The organism is Thiomicrorhabdus sp. (assembly GCF_041583835.1).
Lineage (GTDB): Bacteria > Pseudomonadota > Gammaproteobacteria > Thiomicrospirales > Thiomicrospiraceae > Thiomicrorhabdus.
Map to the genome: position 1 here is coordinate 18,521 of NZ_JBFHFC010000015.1, position 16,730 is coordinate 35,250.

Genomic DNA, 16,730 nt, shown 5'->3' on the forward strand with positions numbered 1-16,730 from the left:
TAAAAAGTAGAGAACAGAAAAATGACAAAACAAGTATTGGTATTGCCAGGTGATGGAATTGGTCCGGAAATTACAGCTGAAGCGGTTAAGGTGTTAGAAACGCTGAAAAAAACGGACGGTCTGGATATTAATATGACTGAAGACCTTGTGGGTGGTGCGGCTTATGACGTTCACGGTGTACCTTTAGCGGATGAAACCATGGCTGCGGCTAAAGCGGCTGATGCGGTTTTGTTGGGTGCTGTTGGTGGTTATAAGTGGGAATCTTTGGATATTTCCGTACGCCCTGAAAAAGGTCTGTTGCGTTTGCGTTCTGAAATGGAATTGTTCGCTAACCTGCGTCCTGCTTTCCTTTACCCTCAGTTGGCGTCTGCTTCGACTTTGAAGCCTGAAGTGGTTGCCGGTTTGGATATTTTGATCGTACGCGAGTTGACGGGCGGTATTTACTTCGGTCAGCCTCGTGGTATCCGTACTTTGGAAAACGGTGAGCGCCAAGGTTTTAACACTTATGTTTATTCTGAATCGGAGATCAAGCGTATCGCTCACGTGGCTTTCCAGGCTGCAATGAAACGTAACAAGAAGTTGACTTCGGTGGATAAGGCGAACGTATTGGAAGTAACCGAATTATGGCGTGAAATCGTTGATGACGTTGCTAAAGAGTACCCGGAAGTCGAAGTGAAGCACATGTATGTGGATAACGCCGCAATGCAGCTGGTATTGAATCCTAAGCAGTTTGACGTCATGGTGACCGGTAACATGTTCGGTGATATTTTGTCTGACGAAGCGTCCATGTTGACCGGTTCTATCGGAATGTTGGCTTCGGCTTCTTTGGATGCCAATAATAAAGGTATGTACGAGCCGAGCCACGGTTCTGCACCGGATATCGCCGGACAAAACAAAGCAAACCCATTGGCGACGATCCTGTCTGCGGCAATGATGTTGCGTTATTCTTTAGGGCGTGAAGACTTGGCCGAGAAGATCGAAGATGCGGTCGGTAAAGTATTGGATCAGGGGCTGCGTACCGGCGACATCTATTCTGAGGGTTGTCAGCTTGTTACCTGTAGCGAAATGGGAGATGCTGTCGTTGCAGCGCTTTAAGCTGTAACTTGCTGTTTCGCCGGGATGAGAAATCACTTTACGATTACCGTTAGTGATGTGCATGGAGCACGTGATTATTCGTTTAAACAGATTTTTAAGCGATTCGCGTGGTTTTTCCTGCTCGTTTTTTTGTTGATTTGGGTGGGTGGCGCTTTGACTATTTGGTGGTTGAGCGATCAAGCCGATCGAATTGAAAGTCAGCATATGCAAGCGGTTCAAAGCTACGAAAAAGTGTTGAATGAGCAAAAAAACGATTTCATTCATGTCGCTTCGGAAAAACGCTTGCTGGAATCTGAGTTGTCCGAAAAGACCAAGCAGGCCGAACTGCTGGATCAAACCTTGCAAGGCTTGGAGGAGTTGATTGGTACCAGCACCAGTGCCGAAGAACCGGAAAAACCGGTCGAGGAACGGGTCAAGCTGGTACAGTTGAACACCTTAGGTAAAAGCATGATGCTGGAAATGATTCCAAACGGGCGTCCGGTTGCGAATTTCGTCGGTGTGAGCAGTTCTTACGGTTGGCGAATTCATCCGGTTAGCGGGAAAAAACAGTTTCATCACGGTATCGATTATCGTGGCGAAAAAGGCGCTTCGGTAATTGCGACCGCGGACGGTGTCGTGGAATATGCGGGTTATCATAAGAACAGCGGTTTCGGAAAGTTGATTATTCTTTCCCATGCGAATGGCTTTAAGACGCATTACGGACATTTGAGTCGATTGGATGTGAAAACCGGTCAGTTCATCCATCAAGGAGATGTGATCGGCGGTATCGGTTCAACCGGATTATCGTCTGGTAACCATTTGCATTATGAGGTTTCTTTTGTGCAGCGTAAACTCGATCCGGCAGCGTTTGTCGAGTGGAGTTTGCAGAATTACGACAGCATTTTCCAAGAGGTGAAAGGGGTACCATGGGGATCTTTAAGTCAAGCCGTAAACGAGCGCGTGGAGAAGGTGGAAAAACAATTATTGCACCGGGGTGTGTCCTTAGCGGAGAATTCAGCGCACTAGGCGGCCCCCTCCACGTTGACGGTCGTATCGACGGTGTCATTCAAAGTGATTTTGACGTGTCGATCGGTGTTCAGGGTGAAGTGAAAGGCTTTATCAAAGCGCGTTCAATCGTGTTGAGCGGTGTGTTTGAAGGCAAGGTGGCTTGCGAGCGGATTGATATCCTCAGTACCGGAAAATTCATCGGTGAGTTGATTAGCGGTGAAGTCACGATTGAAGCCGGCGGGAAATTCATTGGTGAAAGCCGTGAATTGACCGAGGGCGGTATGATTGTTAGTTTACCGGAAGAAATGAAACATTCGGGCGTTCCAGCTTCATTGAGCGACTTGTTGGAAAAAGAGAAGATTGAAGACAAGGTTTAAACAGATTAAATGTCGGGTTTAGCTAGGTTGGCAATAAGTCAGGTAAATAGAAGCTGTCAGTCAAATTTTTAGTATTGAGCGGGGCGAGTAAAGAGTCCCTAAATTAATAAGGAAAAAAGAAAGATCATGACTAAATTGTATGATATTGCGGTTGTCGGTGCTACTGGTGCAGTAGGTGAAACCATTTTGAAAGTATTGGAAGAGCGTGATTTTCCGGTAGGTAAGATTTATCCGTTGGCAAGTAGCCGTTCTGCGGGTAAAAAATTGCAATTCAAAGGCGGCTGGATCGAAGTTCAAGACTTGGAGACGTTCGATTTTTCTAAAGTTCAAATCGGATTATTCTCTCCTGGAGCGAGTGTTTCGGCTATTTACGCACCTAAAGCGGCGGAAGCGGGTTGTATTGTTGTGGATAACACATCCCAGTTCCGTTATGACGACGACATTCCGCTAGTTGTACCGGAAGTAAATCCGGAAGCGGTTGCTGGCTATAAAAACCGTGGCATCATCGCCAACCCGAACTGCTCAACTATCCAGATGCTGGTGGCTTTGAAGCCTATCTATGATGCAGTAGGGATCAAGCGTATTAACGTCGCGACTTATCAGGCGGTTTCCGGTACAGGGAAAGAAGCGATTGAAGAGTTAGCTCAGCAGACCGCCGACTTGTTGAACATGAAGCCGGTCAAGGCAAAAGTCTATCCTAAGCAGATTGCGTTTAACTGTATTCCGCAGATCGACGTCTTCATGGATAACGGTTACACCAAAGAAGAGATGAAGATGGTTTGGGAAACCAAGAAAATCATGGGTGACGAGAACATCCTGGTGAACCCGACCGCCGTTCGTGTTCCTGTGTTCTACGGACACAGTGAAGCGGTACATATCGAAACCGAGAAGAAGATCACGGCCGAAGAAGCCAAAAAACTTTACGAGGACATGGAAGGTGTCGTATTGGTTGACGAGCATGTTGACGGTGGTTATCCGACCGCTGTGACTGAAGCGGCGGATACTAATCCGGTATACGTTGGCCGTATCCGTGAGGACATCACGATCGAAAACGGTTTGAACTTGTGGGTAGTTGCGGATAACGTCCGTAAAGGTGCCGCGACCAATACGGTTCAGATCGCAGAATTGTTGATCGAAAAATATATTTAAAGCCGGGTTTGAATCGTTGATCTTGCAGGCCAAAAGTTTTGCATAGCCGAATAGCACTGGGTGTCGAATACCAAGGAACCCGCTATTGCGGTTGGCAGCGCCAATCGCATTGCGAATCCGTGCAGGGCTTAGTCGAACAAGCCTTGACGCAGATTGCCGACGAAACGATTGATTTGCATTGTGCGGGGCGTACCGACACCGGCGTTCATGCGGTCGGTCAGGTGGTGCATTTCGAAACCCGATCCGAACGTCCGCTTAAAGCGTGGGTTCAGGGTGCGAATACGAAATTACCCGGCGACATTCGAATTGCTTGGGCGAAACCGGTCGATACGGAATTTCATGCGCGGTTTTCCGCGTTTGCCCGTCAGTATCGTTATGTGATTTTTAATCGTAACGTGCATTCGGCGGTTTTGGCCGACAGAGTGACCTGGGAAGACCGTAAGTTGGACGAAGAAAAAATGCATCGAGCCGCTCAGGCGTTGATCGGTGAACAGGATTTTTCTTCTTTTCGGGCGGCGGCTTGTCAAGCGTCGCATGCGATGCGGGAAGTGCAATCGGTTGCCGTGAGTCGTAGAGGCGATTTTGTTTTTATTGATATTCAGGCGAATGCGTTTTTGCATCATATGGTGCGGAATATCAGCGGCACCTTGATGCAGATCGGTCGTGGCGATAAGCCGGAAAGCTGGGTAAAAGAAGTTCTTGAATTAAAAGATCGTACCCAGGCGGCGGCAACGGCTCCGGCAAGCGGATTGTATTTTGTGAATGCATTTTATCCGGAAGAGTATCAAATTCCCCGAGTCGAATTGAACGAGGTATTGTGGCAGTGAGTTCGGTATTGAGAACGCGTGTTAAAATTTGCGGGATTACCTCGGTTGAAAACGGTTTGATGGTGGCCGACGCAGGCGTTGATTCGATCGGTTTGGTTTTTTATGAACCGAGTCCGCGTCATGTGGAAATTGATCAGGCCCGCCTGATTGCCAAAGCGATGCCGGCGTTCGTGACCAAGACCGCTTTGTTCGTCGACCCTTCGGTCGAATATGTTCAGGCGGTTTTGAACCGGGTTCAAATTGATCTTCTGCAATTTCATGGTGATGAATCCGCGGAATTTTGCGAGCAGTTCGGCTTGCCTTATATGAAGGCCGTACGGATGCGCGAAGAGACCGATTTACACGATCTGTCCGAACAGTATGTTTCTGCCTGCGGTCTTTTGTTGGACGCATACAAGCCGGGAGTTCCGGGCGGTACCGGTGAGCAGTTCAATTGGGATTTGGTTCCGAAATCGTTTTCTAAGCCGATTATTCTTGCAGGCGGTTTGAATGCGGAGAACGTCGCGCGTGCGATTCATACGGTTCGTCCCTGGGCGGTAGACGTCAGCGGTGGGGTGGAAGCCAGTAAAGGAGTGAAATCTCCCGATTCGGTTAAATTATTTATGCAACAAGTAATGAGTACAGTTGAATGACAGTAGATTTTTCAAAGTTCCCTGATGAACACGGCCATTTTGGACCTTACGGGGGAATCTTTGCCCCCGAGACCCTGATGGCGGCACTTGAGCAGTTGAATGCCGAGTATCAAAGTCTTAAAAACGATCCGGCTTTTTTAAGCGAATTGAGCGACGACCTAAGAGATTATGTCGGTCGTCCTACTCCGCTTTATTATGCGGAACGTTGGTCGGAAAGTTTGGGTGGAGCAAAAATCTATTTGAAACGTGAAGATTTGAACCATACCGGCGCCCATAAGGTTAACAATACCATCGGCCAGGCTTTGCTTGCGAAACGCCTTGGTAAAACGCGCATTATCGCGGAAACCGGTGCGGGTCAGCACGGGGTAGCCAGTGCGACGGTTGCGGCGCGCCTGGGACTGGAGTGTGTGGTTTACATGGGTGCGGATGACGTAGTGCGTCAGGCGCCGAACGTTGCACGTATGAAGATGTTGGGTGCAACCGTAGTGGCTGTCGAATCCGGTACTCGTACATTGAAAGATGCCTTGAACGAAGCGATGCGTGATTGGGTAACCAATGTCGACGATACGTTTTATATCATCGGTACGGCGGCCGGTCCGCATCCTTATCCGGCGATGGTGCGCGATTTTCAGGCGGTGATCGGCCGTGAAGCCCGCGAACAGGTTTTGGAAAAAGAAGGCAAGTTACCGGATGCCTTGGTTGCCTGTGTGGGCGGCGGATCAAACGCAATCGGCTTGTTCCATGAGTTTTTACCGGATGAAGGTGTGGCGATTTACGGTGTGGAAGCGGCTGGACACGGTTTGGAAAGTGGCGAGCATGCGGCACCGTTGTGTGCAGGTACGCCGGGTGTGTTGCACGGCAACCGTACTTATTTGATGCAGGATAAAAACGGTCAGATCATCGGCACCCATTCGATTTCGGCTGGTCTGGATTATCCGGGCGTCGGTCCCGAACACGCATGGTTAAAAGACATTGGCCGTGCCAATTACGTGGCGATTGACGACGAAGAAGCTTTGCAAGGTTTTAGGGACTTGACTAAATACGAAGGGATCATCCCGGCATTGGAATCGAGTCACGCGATTGCTTATGCAACCAAGTTGGCACCAACCATGAATAAGGATCAAGTGATTATCGTGAATCTTTCCGGTCGCGGCGATAAGGATATGAATACCATCGCACAGATCGAAGGTTTCGAGTTTTAGGAAGAAATGATGAGTAGAATTCAACAGAAACTTGAGGCTTTAAAGGCTCAAGGAAAAACAGCCTTAATTCCTTATATCACAGCTGGTGATCCTAATCCTAATGCTACGGTTGCTCTAATGCACCTTATGGTTTCCAAGGGTGCGGACATGTTGGAATTGGGTGTGCCTTTTTCCGATCCGATGGCGGACGGTCCGGTCATTCAGAAAGCGGTTGAGCGAGCTTTAAGTCACAACGTCAGTTTGGATGACGTCTTGGAATATGTTCGCGTTTTCCGTGAGCAGGATAACGAGACTCCAATTATTTTGATGGGGTATTTGAACCCGATCGAAGCCGAAGGTTACGAGGCGTTTGCCGCAGCCGCTAGTTCGGTGGGTGTGGACGCGGTTCTTACCGTGGATATGCCGCCGGAAGAAAGTTTTGGTTATTTGGATGCGTTGAGTGCAGCCGGACTTGACCGTATTTTCTTAGTATCGCCGACTACGCCTGAATCGCGCTTGGCTGCAGTCAATCAAAAAGGCAGCGGGTTTGCCTATTACGTTTCTCTGAAAGGGGTCACGGGTTCTAAAGAATTGGATATTGCCGATGTGACGGCGCAGATTAACCGTCTACGCGGACAGTTGTCATTGCCGATCGGGATCGGTTTTGGGATTAGAGACGGTCAGATGGCCTATGAGATGGCGCAATTAGGCGATGCGGTCATTGTCGGTTCCGCACTGGTCAGTCTGATTGAAGCAAACGCCCATCATGACTTGTATGATATTGAACTTGCCATTGGCGAGAAGATGACAGAATTCCGCTCTGCGATTGATCGCGCAGATGCACTAAAAGGTCAGGAGTAATTGATATGAACTGGTTTGAAAAAATCCTTCCGAGCATTAAGCAAGTAACCGAACGTAAAAGTTCGGTGCCAGAAGGGCTTTGGACCAAGTGTCCTAAGTGTGAAAGTACTTTATACCGTTCCGAAGTAAAGCGTAATCAAGAGGTGTGTCCTAAATGTGACCATCACATGCGTTTGACCGGACGTGAGCGTTTGCATGTGTTTTTTGACGAAGGCTCTTCACGCGAGATTTCCGCGAATATTTCTCCGGTTGACCGTTTGAAATTCAGAGATTTGAAAAAATATAAAGACCGCATTACTCAGGCTCAGAAAGCGACGGGTGAAAAGGATGCGTTAATTACCGAAGTCGGTACCATTAACGGTCTGGAAGTGGTTGCGGCTGCTTTCGAATTCAAGTTTATGGGTGGTTCCATGGGATCGGTTGTCGGCGAAAAATTCGTGCGTGCCGTCAACGAAGCAATTGAACGCGAATGTCCGTTTATCTGTTTCTCAGCCAGTGGTGGTGCACGTATGCAGGAAGCGTTGTTCTCGTTGATGCAGATGGCTAAGACCAGTGCGGCTTTAGGACGTTTGCGTGCGAAAGGCTTACCTTATATTTCGGTGTTGACGGATCCGACTATGGGTGGGGTTTCAGCCAGTTTCGCGATGTTGGGGGATTTAAACGTGGCCGAGCCGAAAGCCTTAATCGGTTTTGCAGGTCCTCGTGTTATCGAACAGACGGTACGTGAAAAATTACCGGAAGGTTTCCAGCGAAGTGAGTTCTTACTAGAGCATGGTGCGATTGATCGCATTATTCATCGTCATGAATTAAGAAACGAGTTATCCAGCGTTTGTAAAATGCTGATGAACAAACCTGCTTAATGTCTGTAACTGCATCAAAAACGGGAATGGCGACGAAGTCTTTGCCTGCGCCTGACAGTGAATCCACTCTTCAGGAGTGGATCGATTGGCTGTTGGGGATGCACGCCCAGGAGATTGACTTAGGATTAGAGCGCGTCGCTTTGGTGGCCCAGCATCTCGGTGTCGCTAAACCCGCTCCGTTTGTCATTAGTGTCGCCGGCACTAACGGGAAGGGTTCGAGTGTCGCCATGCTGTCGACTATTCTCGATGCGCAAGGGTATCGAGTCGGCACCTATACCTCTCCGCATATTTTGCGTTTTAATGAGCGTATCCAATTAAACGGGCAGATGGTCGACGATCGCCAGATTATCGAGGCTTTCGTTCAAATCGAAGCGGGGCGCGGTGAAACCAAGTTGACGTACTTTGAGTTCTCTACCTTGGCCGCTTTGTTGATCTTTAAAAATAGCGCTGTCGATGTGGCTGTTTTAGAAGTGGGGCTGGGCGGACGTTTGGATGCCGTTAACCTGGTGGATGCGGATGCCGCTTTGATTACGGCGATTGATGTTGATCATGTCGATTGGCTGGGTGATGACCGTTCGGTGATTGCGACGGAAAAGGCGGGGATTATGCGTCCGCACTGTCCGGCGGTGTGCTCTGATCCTAATCCGCCTCAAAGCCTGTTTGATTACGCCGAAATGCATCGGGTTCCATTAACCGGTCTGGGGCGGGACTTCAATGTTTCCCAAACTGAATTGGGTTGGTCAATGTCCGGTTTGAGTGCTTTGGATTGTGGCGATTTACCGATTCCTGCATTGAAAGGTCAATTCCAAATACAGAATGCGGCCGGGGTGGTGGCATTATTGTCACGAATCCAGTCAGATCTTCCCGTCGGTTGCGATGCGATTAGCAAGGGATTGCATCAGGTGAAACATCCGGGTCGTTTACAAACCTTTAAGGTTGGATCACAGGATTGGTTGCTTGATGTTGCTCATAATCCCCAGTCTTCACAGGCTTTGGCCGACTATCTTGGGCTTTTGCCTGACTCCCCGCGCTTTACCGCGCTGTTTTCGGTTTTGAATGATAAAGACAGTCTGCCGATGGTCAAACTTCTCTCGCCTTGGGTGAAACGTTGGGTGATCGCCGATTTGGCGATTCCGAGATCGACCACTTTGCCGAAATTGCATCAATTATTATTGGATGCGGGGATTGCAGAGAGTGCGATACAGCAAGTCGACGCTATGAGCGAGGCGGTTGAGTTAGCTTGTGGTCAATCTCAGGATTCGATTTTAGTATGGGGTTCTTTCTTTACGGTATCTCAAGTGCTTGAGACGCTGGTAGCGACAAAACGTATGGAAGGTTAGAGTGGTAATGGATGAGGTAAGTAAGCATCGATTAATTGGCGCAGCTATTTGGTTGACGTTACTGGTGATTATCGTACCCGGTTGGTATAGCCAGCCGGTGAATTTCAAACCGGGCGGTGCGGATCAATCTGAAGTACAAAATTCCGGCCCGCTTGTGCACCAGGCCTATGTCTTGCCTTCTTCGACTTCCCAGCAGCCGGTTAGTTCTGTCGAAGCAGCGGAGAGTCAAGCTAAAGCGGCTGTTGCAGAGAATAACAACGCTTCCGTTGGCGATCAGAAAGCGGTTACGTCCACCCGCGAGAAACAAAGCGTTTCAACGCCGCCGCACACGGCTCAAAAGTCAATGGTCGGGCAGTGGTTGGTAAAAGTGGCGGCTTTTAAAGAGTTAAATGACGCCAAGCGGGTTGAGAGTTTGTTGGATAGTGACTATAAAGCGTGGATAAAAGAATTTCCCGCGAGTAAGACATTTTCTGTAAGAACCGGTCCTTATGCGACGAAGGAAGCGGCCGAGCGGGATAAGAAAAAAATAGATAAAGCTTTGCGTACCCAATCGCAAATAGTACAGGTAAAATAGTGGGATATTCACTGCGATTTTTATCTTAAGAATTTTGTTCATTTAAACGTTTAACTTTGATTAGAAAGAGAGTAACCCTATGTGTGGTATTGTTGGGATAGTTTCTGTTGGTGAGACAGCTGTTTGCCAAGAGATTTATGACGCCTTAACCATTTTGCAGCATCGCGGCCAAGATGCTGCCGGGATCGTGACGTGTGAGAACGGTCGCTTTTTCCAGCGTAAAGATAATGGAATGGTCAAGGATGTGTTTCGTACCCGCCATATGCGTGATTTGCACGGAAAAATGGGGATCGGACACGTACGCTATCCTACAGCGGGTTCTTCTTCTAGTGCAGAAGCGCAGCCGTTTTACGTAAACTCTCCGTACGGAATTGCCATGGGGCATAACGGTAACCTGACCAATACCGAACAGTTAAGTCAGGAAATCTACCGTCAGGATTTGCGTCACTTGAATACCAATTCGGATTCCGAGGTATTGTTGAACGTTTTTGCGCATGAGTTGATGCAGCAAAAGAAGCTGTTTATCGATCATGAGGATGTATTTAACGCAATCCGTAACGTGCACAAACGTGCACGAGGTGGTTATGCCGCCGTCGGTATGATTTCGAATATCGGTGTGTTCGCTTTCCGCGATCCGTTTGCTTTGCGTCCGGTCGTCGTCGGTAAGCGTGAAACTGCAGCGGGTACGGACTATATTGTTGCATCGGAATCCGTTGCTCTGGATGGTCTGGGGTTTGAATTGATGAGAGACTTGGCACCGGGCGAAGCGGTTGTAATCACAGAAGACGGCAATATTTTCTTCCAGCAGTGTGCTGAAAATCCACAGTATTCACCATGTATTTTCGAGTTTGTTTATTTTGCCCGTCCGGACTCTATGATCGACGATATTTCCGTATACAAATCCCGTTTACGTATGGGTGAAAAGTTGGCGGATAAAATTTTGCGTGAATGGCCGGAGCACGATATTGATGTGGTGATGCCGATTCCGGATACCAGCCGTACTTCGGCATTGGAATTGGCCGCGAAATTAGGCAAGCCGTATCGCGAAGGGTTCATCAAAAACCGTTATATCGGCCGTACTTTCATTATGCCGGGTCAGCAGTTACGTAAGAAATCGGTACGTCACAAATTGAATCCGATCGATTTGGAATTTGAAGGTAAGAATGTGTTGTTGGTGGACGATTCGATCGTCCGCGGTACGACTTCCGGGCAGATTGTCGAGATGGCGCGTGAAGCCGGTGCGAAAAAAGTATATTTCGCTTCCGCCGCACCCGCGGTACGTTTTCCTTACGTTTACGGAATTGATATGCCTTCGGCTTCCGAGTTGGTTGCAAATAACCGTACCACCGAAGAAATTGCGGAATTCATCGGGGCCGATAAATTGATTTATCAGGACTTGGATGATTTGATTGAAGCGGTTGGAGTGGGTAACGAACAGATCAAGCTGTTCGATACGTCTTGTTTTAGTGGCGAATATGTCACTGGCGATATTACGCCGGAGTATTTGCAGTCAATCGACGTGGCCCGTAACGATAGCGCTCAAACTTCTAAGCAAGCGACCGGACAAGAACCGGTAGGCATCTATAACGGAAGTTGATGGCCGAAAGAAGAATTTTAGAGGATTAAGATGCAAGAATTTGATATTGAAACATTGGCGGTTCGCGCCGGCTATGACCAGACTGCAGAGCAGGAAAACAGTGAAGCCATGTTTCTGACTTCAAGTTTCCGTTACGAGTCTGCGGCTCAGGCGGCGGCTCGTTTCGGGGGGCAGGAAAAGGGCAATATTTATTCGCGCTTTACGAACCCGACCGTGCGTACTTTCGAACGTCGTTTGGCGTTGATGGAAGGTGGTGAGTCCTGTGTTGGTACGGCATCCGGTATGTCGGCGATCCTGTCGACGTTCATGGGATTGTTTGAAGCCGGTGATCATGTCATTTCTTCTCAAAGCGTTTTCGGAACCACTAAAGTTTTATTCAATAAATACTTGGCTAAGTTCGGTTTGGAAGTCAGTTTTGTGTCTCAGACGGATATTTCCGAATGGCAGGCGGCGATTAAGCCGAACACCAAAGCGTTTTTTCTGGAAACGCCGTCCAATCCTTTGACTGAGATTGCCGACTTGAGTGCTATTTCCGCTTTGGCAAAAGCGAACGATTGTTTGTTGATTGTGGATAACTGCTTTTGTACGCCAGTACTTCAGCGTCCGTTGGAGCAGGGTGCCGATATTGTTATCCATTCGGCGACTAAGTTTTTGGACGGGCAGGGTCGAGGAATCGGCGGTGCAGTAGTTGGCTCTGCCGAGTTGATCGAAGAGCCTGTTCGCGGGTTTATGCGTACGGCCGGTCCGTCGATGAGTCCGTTTAATGCGTGGATGTTTTTGAAAGGTTTGGAAACCCTGCCGGTAAGAATGGCGGCGCATTGTAATAATGCAATGCAACTGGCACAGTGGTTGTCGGAACATCCGGCTGTGGAGCAGGTGTTTTATCCCGGCTTGGCGTCGCATCCCCAGTATGAGCTTGCGGTTAAGCAACAGGATGCCGGCGGCGGCTTGGTGAGTTTCCGAGTTAAGGGCGATCAGCAGGATGCCTGGTCTGTGATCGATGCTACGAAAATGCTGTCAATTACCGCTAATTTGGGTGACGTGAAAACCAGTATTACGCATCCAGCGACAACGACACACTGCCGTGTGAGTCCGGAAGATCGTTTAAAAGCCGGGATTACGGATAATTTAGTGCGGGTTTCGGTTGGTCTTGAATCGATAGACGATATCAAAAAAGATCTGGCGAGAGGGTTGGACGCCTTAATCTAATCGGTAGGTCGATTAGATTAAGAAGGCATCAAAAGCCTAATTATTTTTTAGGCAGAGGAAGTTGCGTTTCTTCGTTTTGACGGTAGATCACGCAAATCTTTCCGATGCTCTGAACCAGCAAAGCGCCGGTTTCTTTGATGATGTAATCAACGATTTTAGCCCGATCTTCGCGATCGCCGGCGGCAATCTTGATTTTTAGGATTTCATGATGGCTAAGTGTGCTTTCCAACTCAGCCATCAAACTTTCCGTTACGCCGTTCGCGCCGATGATAATCATCGGGTTTAGACCATGCGCGATGCCGCGAAGGTATTTTTTCTGGTTGATCGATAATTTTTCCGGTTGGCTCATTGAAAATTCCAGTATTCGTTATTATTTAAAAATTAATTCACATATTGTAGTAGATATTTCATAGATGGCGAGAAGTAAATCAAGTTCGGGTTGGCTAAAAGAGCACTTTGATGATCATTATGTGCTCAAAGCTAAACAAGAGGGGTGGCGTTCTCGCGCGGTTTACAAGCTGCAAGAGATTGATGAAAAGGATCATTTGTTCAAGCCGGGCATGTGTGTCGTCGACTTAGGTGCGGCGCCGGGAGGCTGGTCTCAATGGACAACGCATAAGGTCGGTGGTCAAGGTGAAGTGTTCGCCCTTGATATTCTGCCGGTGGAACCTTTTGCAGGTGTGACTTTCATTCAGGGCGACTTTCAGGAAGAGGCCGTCTATGATGCGTTGTTGAATGCTTTGGCGGGACGCGATGTGGATGTGGTTATGTCCGATATGGCGCCGAATATGAGCGGCAATAAGGCGATGGATATCCCAAGGGCGATGTATTTGGTTGAACTCTCGGTTGAGTTGGCCGATCAAGTGTTAAAGCCGGGCGGCGATTTGTTGATGAAAGTGTTTCAGGGCGAGGGTTACGATCAATTGATTAGAACCCTTAAGGATAAGTATCAAAAAGTGATTACCAGAAAGCCAAAAGCGTCTCGACCTAGAAGTAAGGAAATTTACTTGTTGGCGCGAGGCAAGAAATAAAAAACTAATTAACTTGATTAATAACATCAATCGATCATAAGTTAAGTTTATGAAGTTTTGTGTTAAAGTAGTCGGATTCGTAAAGTTTTGTGAGTCCTAAGGGTAGACCATGAAGAATGATATGTTAAAAAATGTGTTGGTTTGGACGATCGTTGCGATGATCATGATGACGGTGTTCAACCACTTCAAAGATCAGTCGCAAACCAGCTCGAGCCGTTTGGATTATTCTGATTTCATTGAACAGGTTCATCAAGGACAGGTCAGTAAGGTTTCTATTGAAGGTGCGACCATTCGTGGTGTTTATATGAGTGGCGACAGCTTCACGACTTATAATCCGGGCGATCCTGGGTTGATGGGCGACCTGTTGGATAATCACGTTAAAATCAGTGCGCATCCTCCTGAAGAGCAAAGCGTGTTGATGCAAATCTTTATCTCATGGTTCCCGATGCTGCTGTTGATTGCAGTGTGGATTTTCTTTATGCGTTCCGTCGGTGGCGGCATGGGCGGCAAGGGCGGTCCGATGTCTTTCGGTAAGAGTAAGGCGCGCATGCTGACAAGCGATCAGGTCAAAGTGACTTTGGATGACGTTGCGGGTGCAGACGAAGCAAAACAAGAAGTTGGCGAGATTGTAGATTTCTTAAGAGATCCTACTAAGTATCAGAATTTAGGTGGAAATATTCCGCGCGGTGTCTTGATGGTTGGGCCTCCGGGTACCGGTAAGACCTTGTTGGCGAAAGCCATCGCCGGTGAAGCCAAGGTACCTTTCTTTACGATTTCGGGTTCCGACTTTGTAGAAATGTTTGTCGGTGTCGGTGCTTCGCGTGTCCGTGATATGTTCGAGCAGGCCAAGGCGCATGCACCTTGTATTATCTTTATTGACGAAATCGATGCGGTCGGGCGTAGTCGCGGAACCGGTATGGGCGGCGGAAACGACGAACGCGAGCAGACTTTGAACCAGATGCTGGTTGAGATGGACGGTTTCGAAGGTAATGAGGGAATTATCGTTATCGCAGCGACTAACCGTGCGGATGTATTGGATCCTGCATTGTTGCGTCCGGGTCGATTCGACCGTCAGGTTACCGTTGGATTGCCGGATATTCGCGGCCGTGAACAGATTCTTAAAGTGCATATGCGTAAGGTGCCGTTGGCGGATGACGTTAATGCGGCGGTTATTGCCCGCGGTACGCCAGGTTTCTCTGGAGCAGATTTGGCGAATTTGGTTAACGAAGCCGCTTTGTTTGCAGCTCGCAATAACGATCGTTTGGTCAATCAAACTCATTTTGAGAAAGCCAAAGATAAGATATTGATGGGTGTTGAGCGTAAGAGCATGGTGATGAGCGAAAAAGAACGCAGAATGACCGCTTATCATGAAGCTGGACACGCCATTGTCGGTTATTTGGTGCCGGAGCACGATCCTGTTTATAAGGTGAGTATCATGCCGCGTGGACGCGCTTTGGGTGTGACGATGTACCTGCCGGAAGAAGACAGTTACAGCTACAGTAAGCGTAAGCTTGAAAGCCAGTTGTCGAGTTTGTACGGCGGACGTATTGCCGAAGAGCAGATTTACGGACCGGATGCGGTTACTACGGGCGCCAGTAACGATATCGAGCGAGCGACTATGTTGGCTCGTAATATGGTCACCAAGTGGGGCTTGTCCGACAAGTTAGGGCCGTTGATGTATGAAGAAGACGATAACGGCAGCTTTATGGGGACTTCCCGTAATGCTAATGTTTCCGGTGAGATTTCGAAAGAAATCGACATGGAGATTCGTGCCATTATCGACCGAAACTATCAGCGTGCACAGCAGATACTGAAAGATAATGCAGATAAGTTGGAAGTTATGACGGAAGCTCTGATGCATTATGAAACGATCGATTCCGAGCAGATCAAGAATATTATGGAAGGCCGTCCGGCAGGAGAGCCGAAAGGATGGACTTCCGGTGATGACGGATCGGATAATACGTCGGATGAACAGTCTGCGAAATCATCGGATGATCATGAATCTGAGGTTGTCTCCGATGATTTGAGTGGCGACACCAATGTGCCAGATAGTAGTGAGCCTAAATTGCATTGATTGCGAATAGGCTTGAGACAAAACCCCTTTAATGGGGTTTTTTTATGTCGGTAGGATGAAGTAATGAATAAATTGCGACAGTTGCTTGATGTCTGGAAGTCCGAAGAACGTTCCGTTCCTTTGGTGATGGGGATTTTAAATGTGACGCCCGATTCTTTTTCGGACGGCGGTCGTTTTTCGACAAAAGATGCAATTCAGCATCAGATTGAAGAGATGGTTTGTAGCGGGGTGAATATCATTGATATCGGCGGTGAATCAACTCGTCCCGGAGCGGCTTTTGTTTCGGTTGACGAAGAGTTGGACCGGGTTATGCCTGCGATCGAGTTGGTCAGGGCGAATAGTGATGTTGCCATATCGATTGATACTTATAAAACCGAAGTTATGGCTGAGGTTATTAATCGTCGAGTCGATTTGATTAACGATGTAAATGCGTTACTGGCTGAAGGTGCGTTGGAATTGGTCGCCCGGTCGGATATTCCGGTTTGTTTGATGCATAAGCAGGGTACGCCTGAAACCATGCAGGCGGCACCGGTTTATAATGACGTAGTTGAAGAGGTCATGGGGTTTCTGAAGGCGAGAGTGGCTGCCTGTGAGGAAGCTGGAATCCGTCGTGAGGACATTTTATTGGATCCCGGGTTTGGTTTTGGTAAGACTTTAACGCATAATACCGACCTGTTCCGAGCTTTGGAACGTTTTACGAAGTTGTCGTATCCAGTATTGGTTGGTGTTTCTAGAAAGACTATGATCGGTGCGCTGTTGGGCGACGTGCCCGTTGGCGAACGAATGGTCGGTAGTGTGGCGGCCGCTCTGGTTGCTGCTCATAAAGGCGCGGCTATAGTGCGCGTACATGATGTGAAAGAAACGGTACAGGCCTTAAAGGTTGCTCGTCAGTTATGGGATTGAGGCAGTAGTGAAGCAGCTGCTTTAACGGGGTAA

Annotated in this window: 17 protein-coding genes; 16 read left to right on the forward strand and 1 reads right to left on the reverse strand. The window is 48.3% G+C overall.

Annotated elements, in window-relative coordinates; genetic code table 11:
• Window positions 1–21: 21 nt before the first annotated feature.
• The 13 genes from leuB to ABY044_RS08470 all read left to right on the forward strand — a co-directional run bounded on the left by leuB (window position 22) and on the right by ABY044_RS08470 (window position 12,689).
• The gene (leuB, locus tag ABY044_RS08410; RefSeq protein WP_373019849.1) at window positions 22–1,095 is read left to right on the forward strand and encodes a 3-isopropylmalate dehydrogenase; all 1,074 of its coding nucleotides are present in this window, start codon (window positions 22–24) and stop codon (window positions 1,093–1,095) included.
• A gap of 153 nt (window positions 1,096–1,248) precedes the next feature.
• On the forward strand, window positions 1,249–2,100 hold the full coding sequence (locus tag ABY044_RS08415; RefSeq protein WP_373019851.1) for a M23 family metallopeptidase: 852 nt from the start codon (window positions 1,249–1,251) through the stop codon (window positions 2,098–2,100).
• On the forward strand, window positions 2,001–2,459 hold the full coding sequence (locus tag ABY044_RS08420; RefSeq protein WP_373019853.1) for a polymer-forming cytoskeletal protein: 459 nt from the start codon (window positions 2,001–2,003) through the stop codon (window positions 2,457–2,459). The genes ABY044_RS08415 and ABY044_RS08420 overlap by 100 nt, the downstream gene beginning before the upstream one ends.
• Window positions 2,460–2,585: 126 nt before the next feature.
• Window positions 2,586–3,608, forward strand: coding sequence for an aspartate-semialdehyde dehydrogenase (locus tag ABY044_RS08425; protein WP_373019855.1), 1,023 nt, complete (start codon window positions 2,586–2,588; stop codon window positions 3,606–3,608).
• Between the two features lie 38 nt (window positions 3,609–3,646).
• Entirely contained in the window at window positions 3,647–4,435 is a 789-nt protein-coding gene (truA, locus tag ABY044_RS08430) for a tRNA pseudouridine(38-40) synthase TruA (protein WP_373019856.1), read from the forward strand.
• Window positions 4,426–5,067, forward strand: coding sequence for a phosphoribosylanthranilate isomerase (locus ABY044_RS08435; protein ID WP_373019858.1), 642 nt, complete (start codon window positions 4,426–4,428; stop codon window positions 5,065–5,067). The genes truA and ABY044_RS08435 overlap by 10 nt, the downstream gene beginning before the upstream one ends.
• Window positions 5,064–6,269 (forward strand): tryptophan synthase subunit beta, encoded by a 1,206-nt coding sequence (gene trpB, locus ABY044_RS08440; RefSeq protein ID WP_373019860.1) that lies wholly within the window; start codon window positions 5,064–5,066, stop codon window positions 6,267–6,269. The genes ABY044_RS08435 and trpB overlap by 4 nt, the downstream gene beginning before the upstream one ends.
• A 9-nt stretch (window positions 6,270–6,278) precedes the next feature.
• Window positions 6,279–7,109, forward strand: coding sequence for a tryptophan synthase subunit alpha (gene trpA / locus ABY044_RS08445; protein WP_373019862.1), 831 nt, complete (start codon window positions 6,279–6,281; stop codon window positions 7,107–7,109).
• Between the two features lie 5 nt (window positions 7,110–7,114).
• A complete protein-coding gene (gene accD, locus ABY044_RS08450) occupies window positions 7,115–7,969 on the forward strand; it encodes an acetyl-CoA carboxylase, carboxyltransferase subunit beta (protein ID WP_373019863.1) in 855 nt (284 codons plus the stop codon).
• On the forward strand, window positions 7,969–9,309 hold the full coding sequence (gene folC / locus ABY044_RS08455) for a bifunctional tetrahydrofolate synthase/dihydrofolate synthase (protein WP_373019864.1): 1,341 nt from the start codon (window positions 7,969–7,971) through the stop codon (window positions 9,307–9,309). The genes accD and folC overlap by 1 nt, the downstream gene beginning before the upstream one ends.
• 7 nt (window positions 9,310–9,316) lie before the next feature.
• A complete protein-coding gene (locus tag ABY044_RS08460) occupies window positions 9,317–9,883 on the forward strand; it encodes an SPOR domain-containing protein (protein ID WP_373019866.1) in 567 nt (188 codons plus the stop codon).
• A 79-nt stretch (window positions 9,884–9,962) separates the two neighbouring features.
• The gene (gene purF, locus ABY044_RS08465; protein ID WP_373019868.1) at window positions 9,963–11,480 is read left to right on the forward strand and encodes an amidophosphoribosyltransferase; all 1,518 of its coding nucleotides are present in this window, start codon (window positions 9,963–9,965) and stop codon (window positions 11,478–11,480) included.
• A 30-nt stretch (window positions 11,481–11,510) separates the two neighbouring features.
• Window positions 11,511–12,689: an O-succinylhomoserine sulfhydrylase gene (locus ABY044_RS08470; protein WP_373019870.1), complete on the forward strand. Its 1,179-nt coding sequence runs from the start codon at window positions 11,511–11,513 to the stop codon at window positions 12,687–12,689.
• Window positions 12,690–12,729: 40 nt separating this feature from the next.
• Here ABY044_RS08470 and yhbY read toward each other — a convergent pair whose 3' ends face one another.
• The gene (yhbY, locus tag ABY044_RS08475; protein WP_373019871.1) at window positions 12,730–13,038 is read right to left on the reverse strand and encodes a ribosome assembly RNA-binding protein YhbY; all 309 of its coding nucleotides are present in this window, start codon (window positions 13,036–13,038) and stop codon (window positions 12,730–12,732) included.
• A 64-nt stretch (window positions 13,039–13,102) separates the two neighbouring features.
• Here yhbY and rlmE point away from each other — a divergent pair, with 64 nt between their 5' ends.
• The 3 genes from rlmE to folP all read left to right on the forward strand — a co-directional run bounded on the left by rlmE (window position 13,103) and on the right by folP (window position 16,697).
• Complete coding sequence (gene rlmE, locus ABY044_RS08480; RefSeq protein ID WP_373019872.1) at window positions 13,103–13,720, forward strand: 23S rRNA (uridine(2552)-2'-O)-methyltransferase RlmE; 618 nt, start codon at window positions 13,103–13,105, stop codon at window positions 13,718–13,720.
• A gap of 109 nt (window positions 13,721–13,829) precedes the next feature.
• Complete coding sequence (gene ftsH, locus ABY044_RS08485; RefSeq protein WP_373019873.1) at window positions 13,830–15,794, forward strand: ATP-dependent zinc metalloprotease FtsH; 1,965 nt, start codon at window positions 13,830–13,832, stop codon at window positions 15,792–15,794.
• A 63-nt stretch (window positions 15,795–15,857) separates the two neighbouring features.
• Window positions 15,858–16,697: a dihydropteroate synthase gene (gene folP, locus ABY044_RS08490; protein WP_373019874.1), complete on the forward strand. Its 840-nt coding sequence runs from the start codon at window positions 15,858–15,860 to the stop codon at window positions 16,695–16,697.
• Window positions 16,698–16,730: the final 33 nt, after the last annotated feature.

Excerpts from the sequence above, each read along its gene's own strand:
- leuB (WP_373019849.1), top strand. The coding sequence starts at position 22 with ATGACAAAACAAGTATTGGTATTGCCAGGTGATGGAATTGGTCCGGAA.
- ABY044_RS08420 (WP_373019853.1), top strand. The coding sequence starts at position 2,001 with ATGGGGATCTTTAAGTCAAGCCGTAAACGAGCGCGTGGAGAAGGTGGA.
- ABY044_RS08425 (WP_373019855.1), top strand. The coding sequence starts at position 2,586 with ATGACTAAATTGTATGATATTGCGGTTGTCGGTGCTACTGGTGCAGTA.
- trpB (WP_373019860.1), top strand. The coding sequence starts at position 5,064 with ATGACAGTAGATTTTTCAAAGTTCCCTGATGAACACGGCCATTTTGGA.
- trpA (WP_373019862.1), top strand. The coding sequence starts at position 6,279 with ATGAGTAGAATTCAACAGAAACTTGAGGCTTTAAAGGCTCAAGGAAAA.
- accD (WP_373019863.1), top strand. The coding sequence starts at position 7,115 with ATGAACTGGTTTGAAAAAATCCTTCCGAGCATTAAGCAAGTAACCGAA.
- folC (WP_373019864.1), top strand. The coding sequence starts at position 7,969 with ATGTCTGTAACTGCATCAAAAACGGGAATGGCGACGAAGTCTTTGCCT.
- ABY044_RS08460 (WP_373019866.1), top strand. The coding sequence starts at position 9,317 with ATGGATGAGGTAAGTAAGCATCGATTAATTGGCGCAGCTATTTGGTTG.
- purF (WP_373019868.1), top strand. The coding sequence starts at position 9,963 with ATGTGTGGTATTGTTGGGATAGTTTCTGTTGGTGAGACAGCTGTTTGC.
- ABY044_RS08470 (WP_373019870.1), top strand. The coding sequence starts at position 11,511 with ATGCAAGAATTTGATATTGAAACATTGGCGGTTCGCGCCGGCTATGAC.
- yhbY (WP_373019871.1), bottom strand. The coding sequence starts at position 13,038 with ATGAGCCAACCGGAAAAATTATCGATCAACCAGAAAAAATACCTTCGC.
- rlmE (WP_373019872.1), top strand. The coding sequence starts at position 13,103 with ATGGCGAGAAGTAAATCAAGTTCGGGTTGGCTAAAAGAGCACTTTGAT.
- ftsH (WP_373019873.1), top strand. The coding sequence starts at position 13,830 with ATGAAGAATGATATGTTAAAAAATGTGTTGGTTTGGACGATCGTTGCG.
- folP (WP_373019874.1), top strand. The coding sequence starts at position 15,858 with ATGAATAAATTGCGACAGTTGCTTGATGTCTGGAAGTCCGAAGAACGT.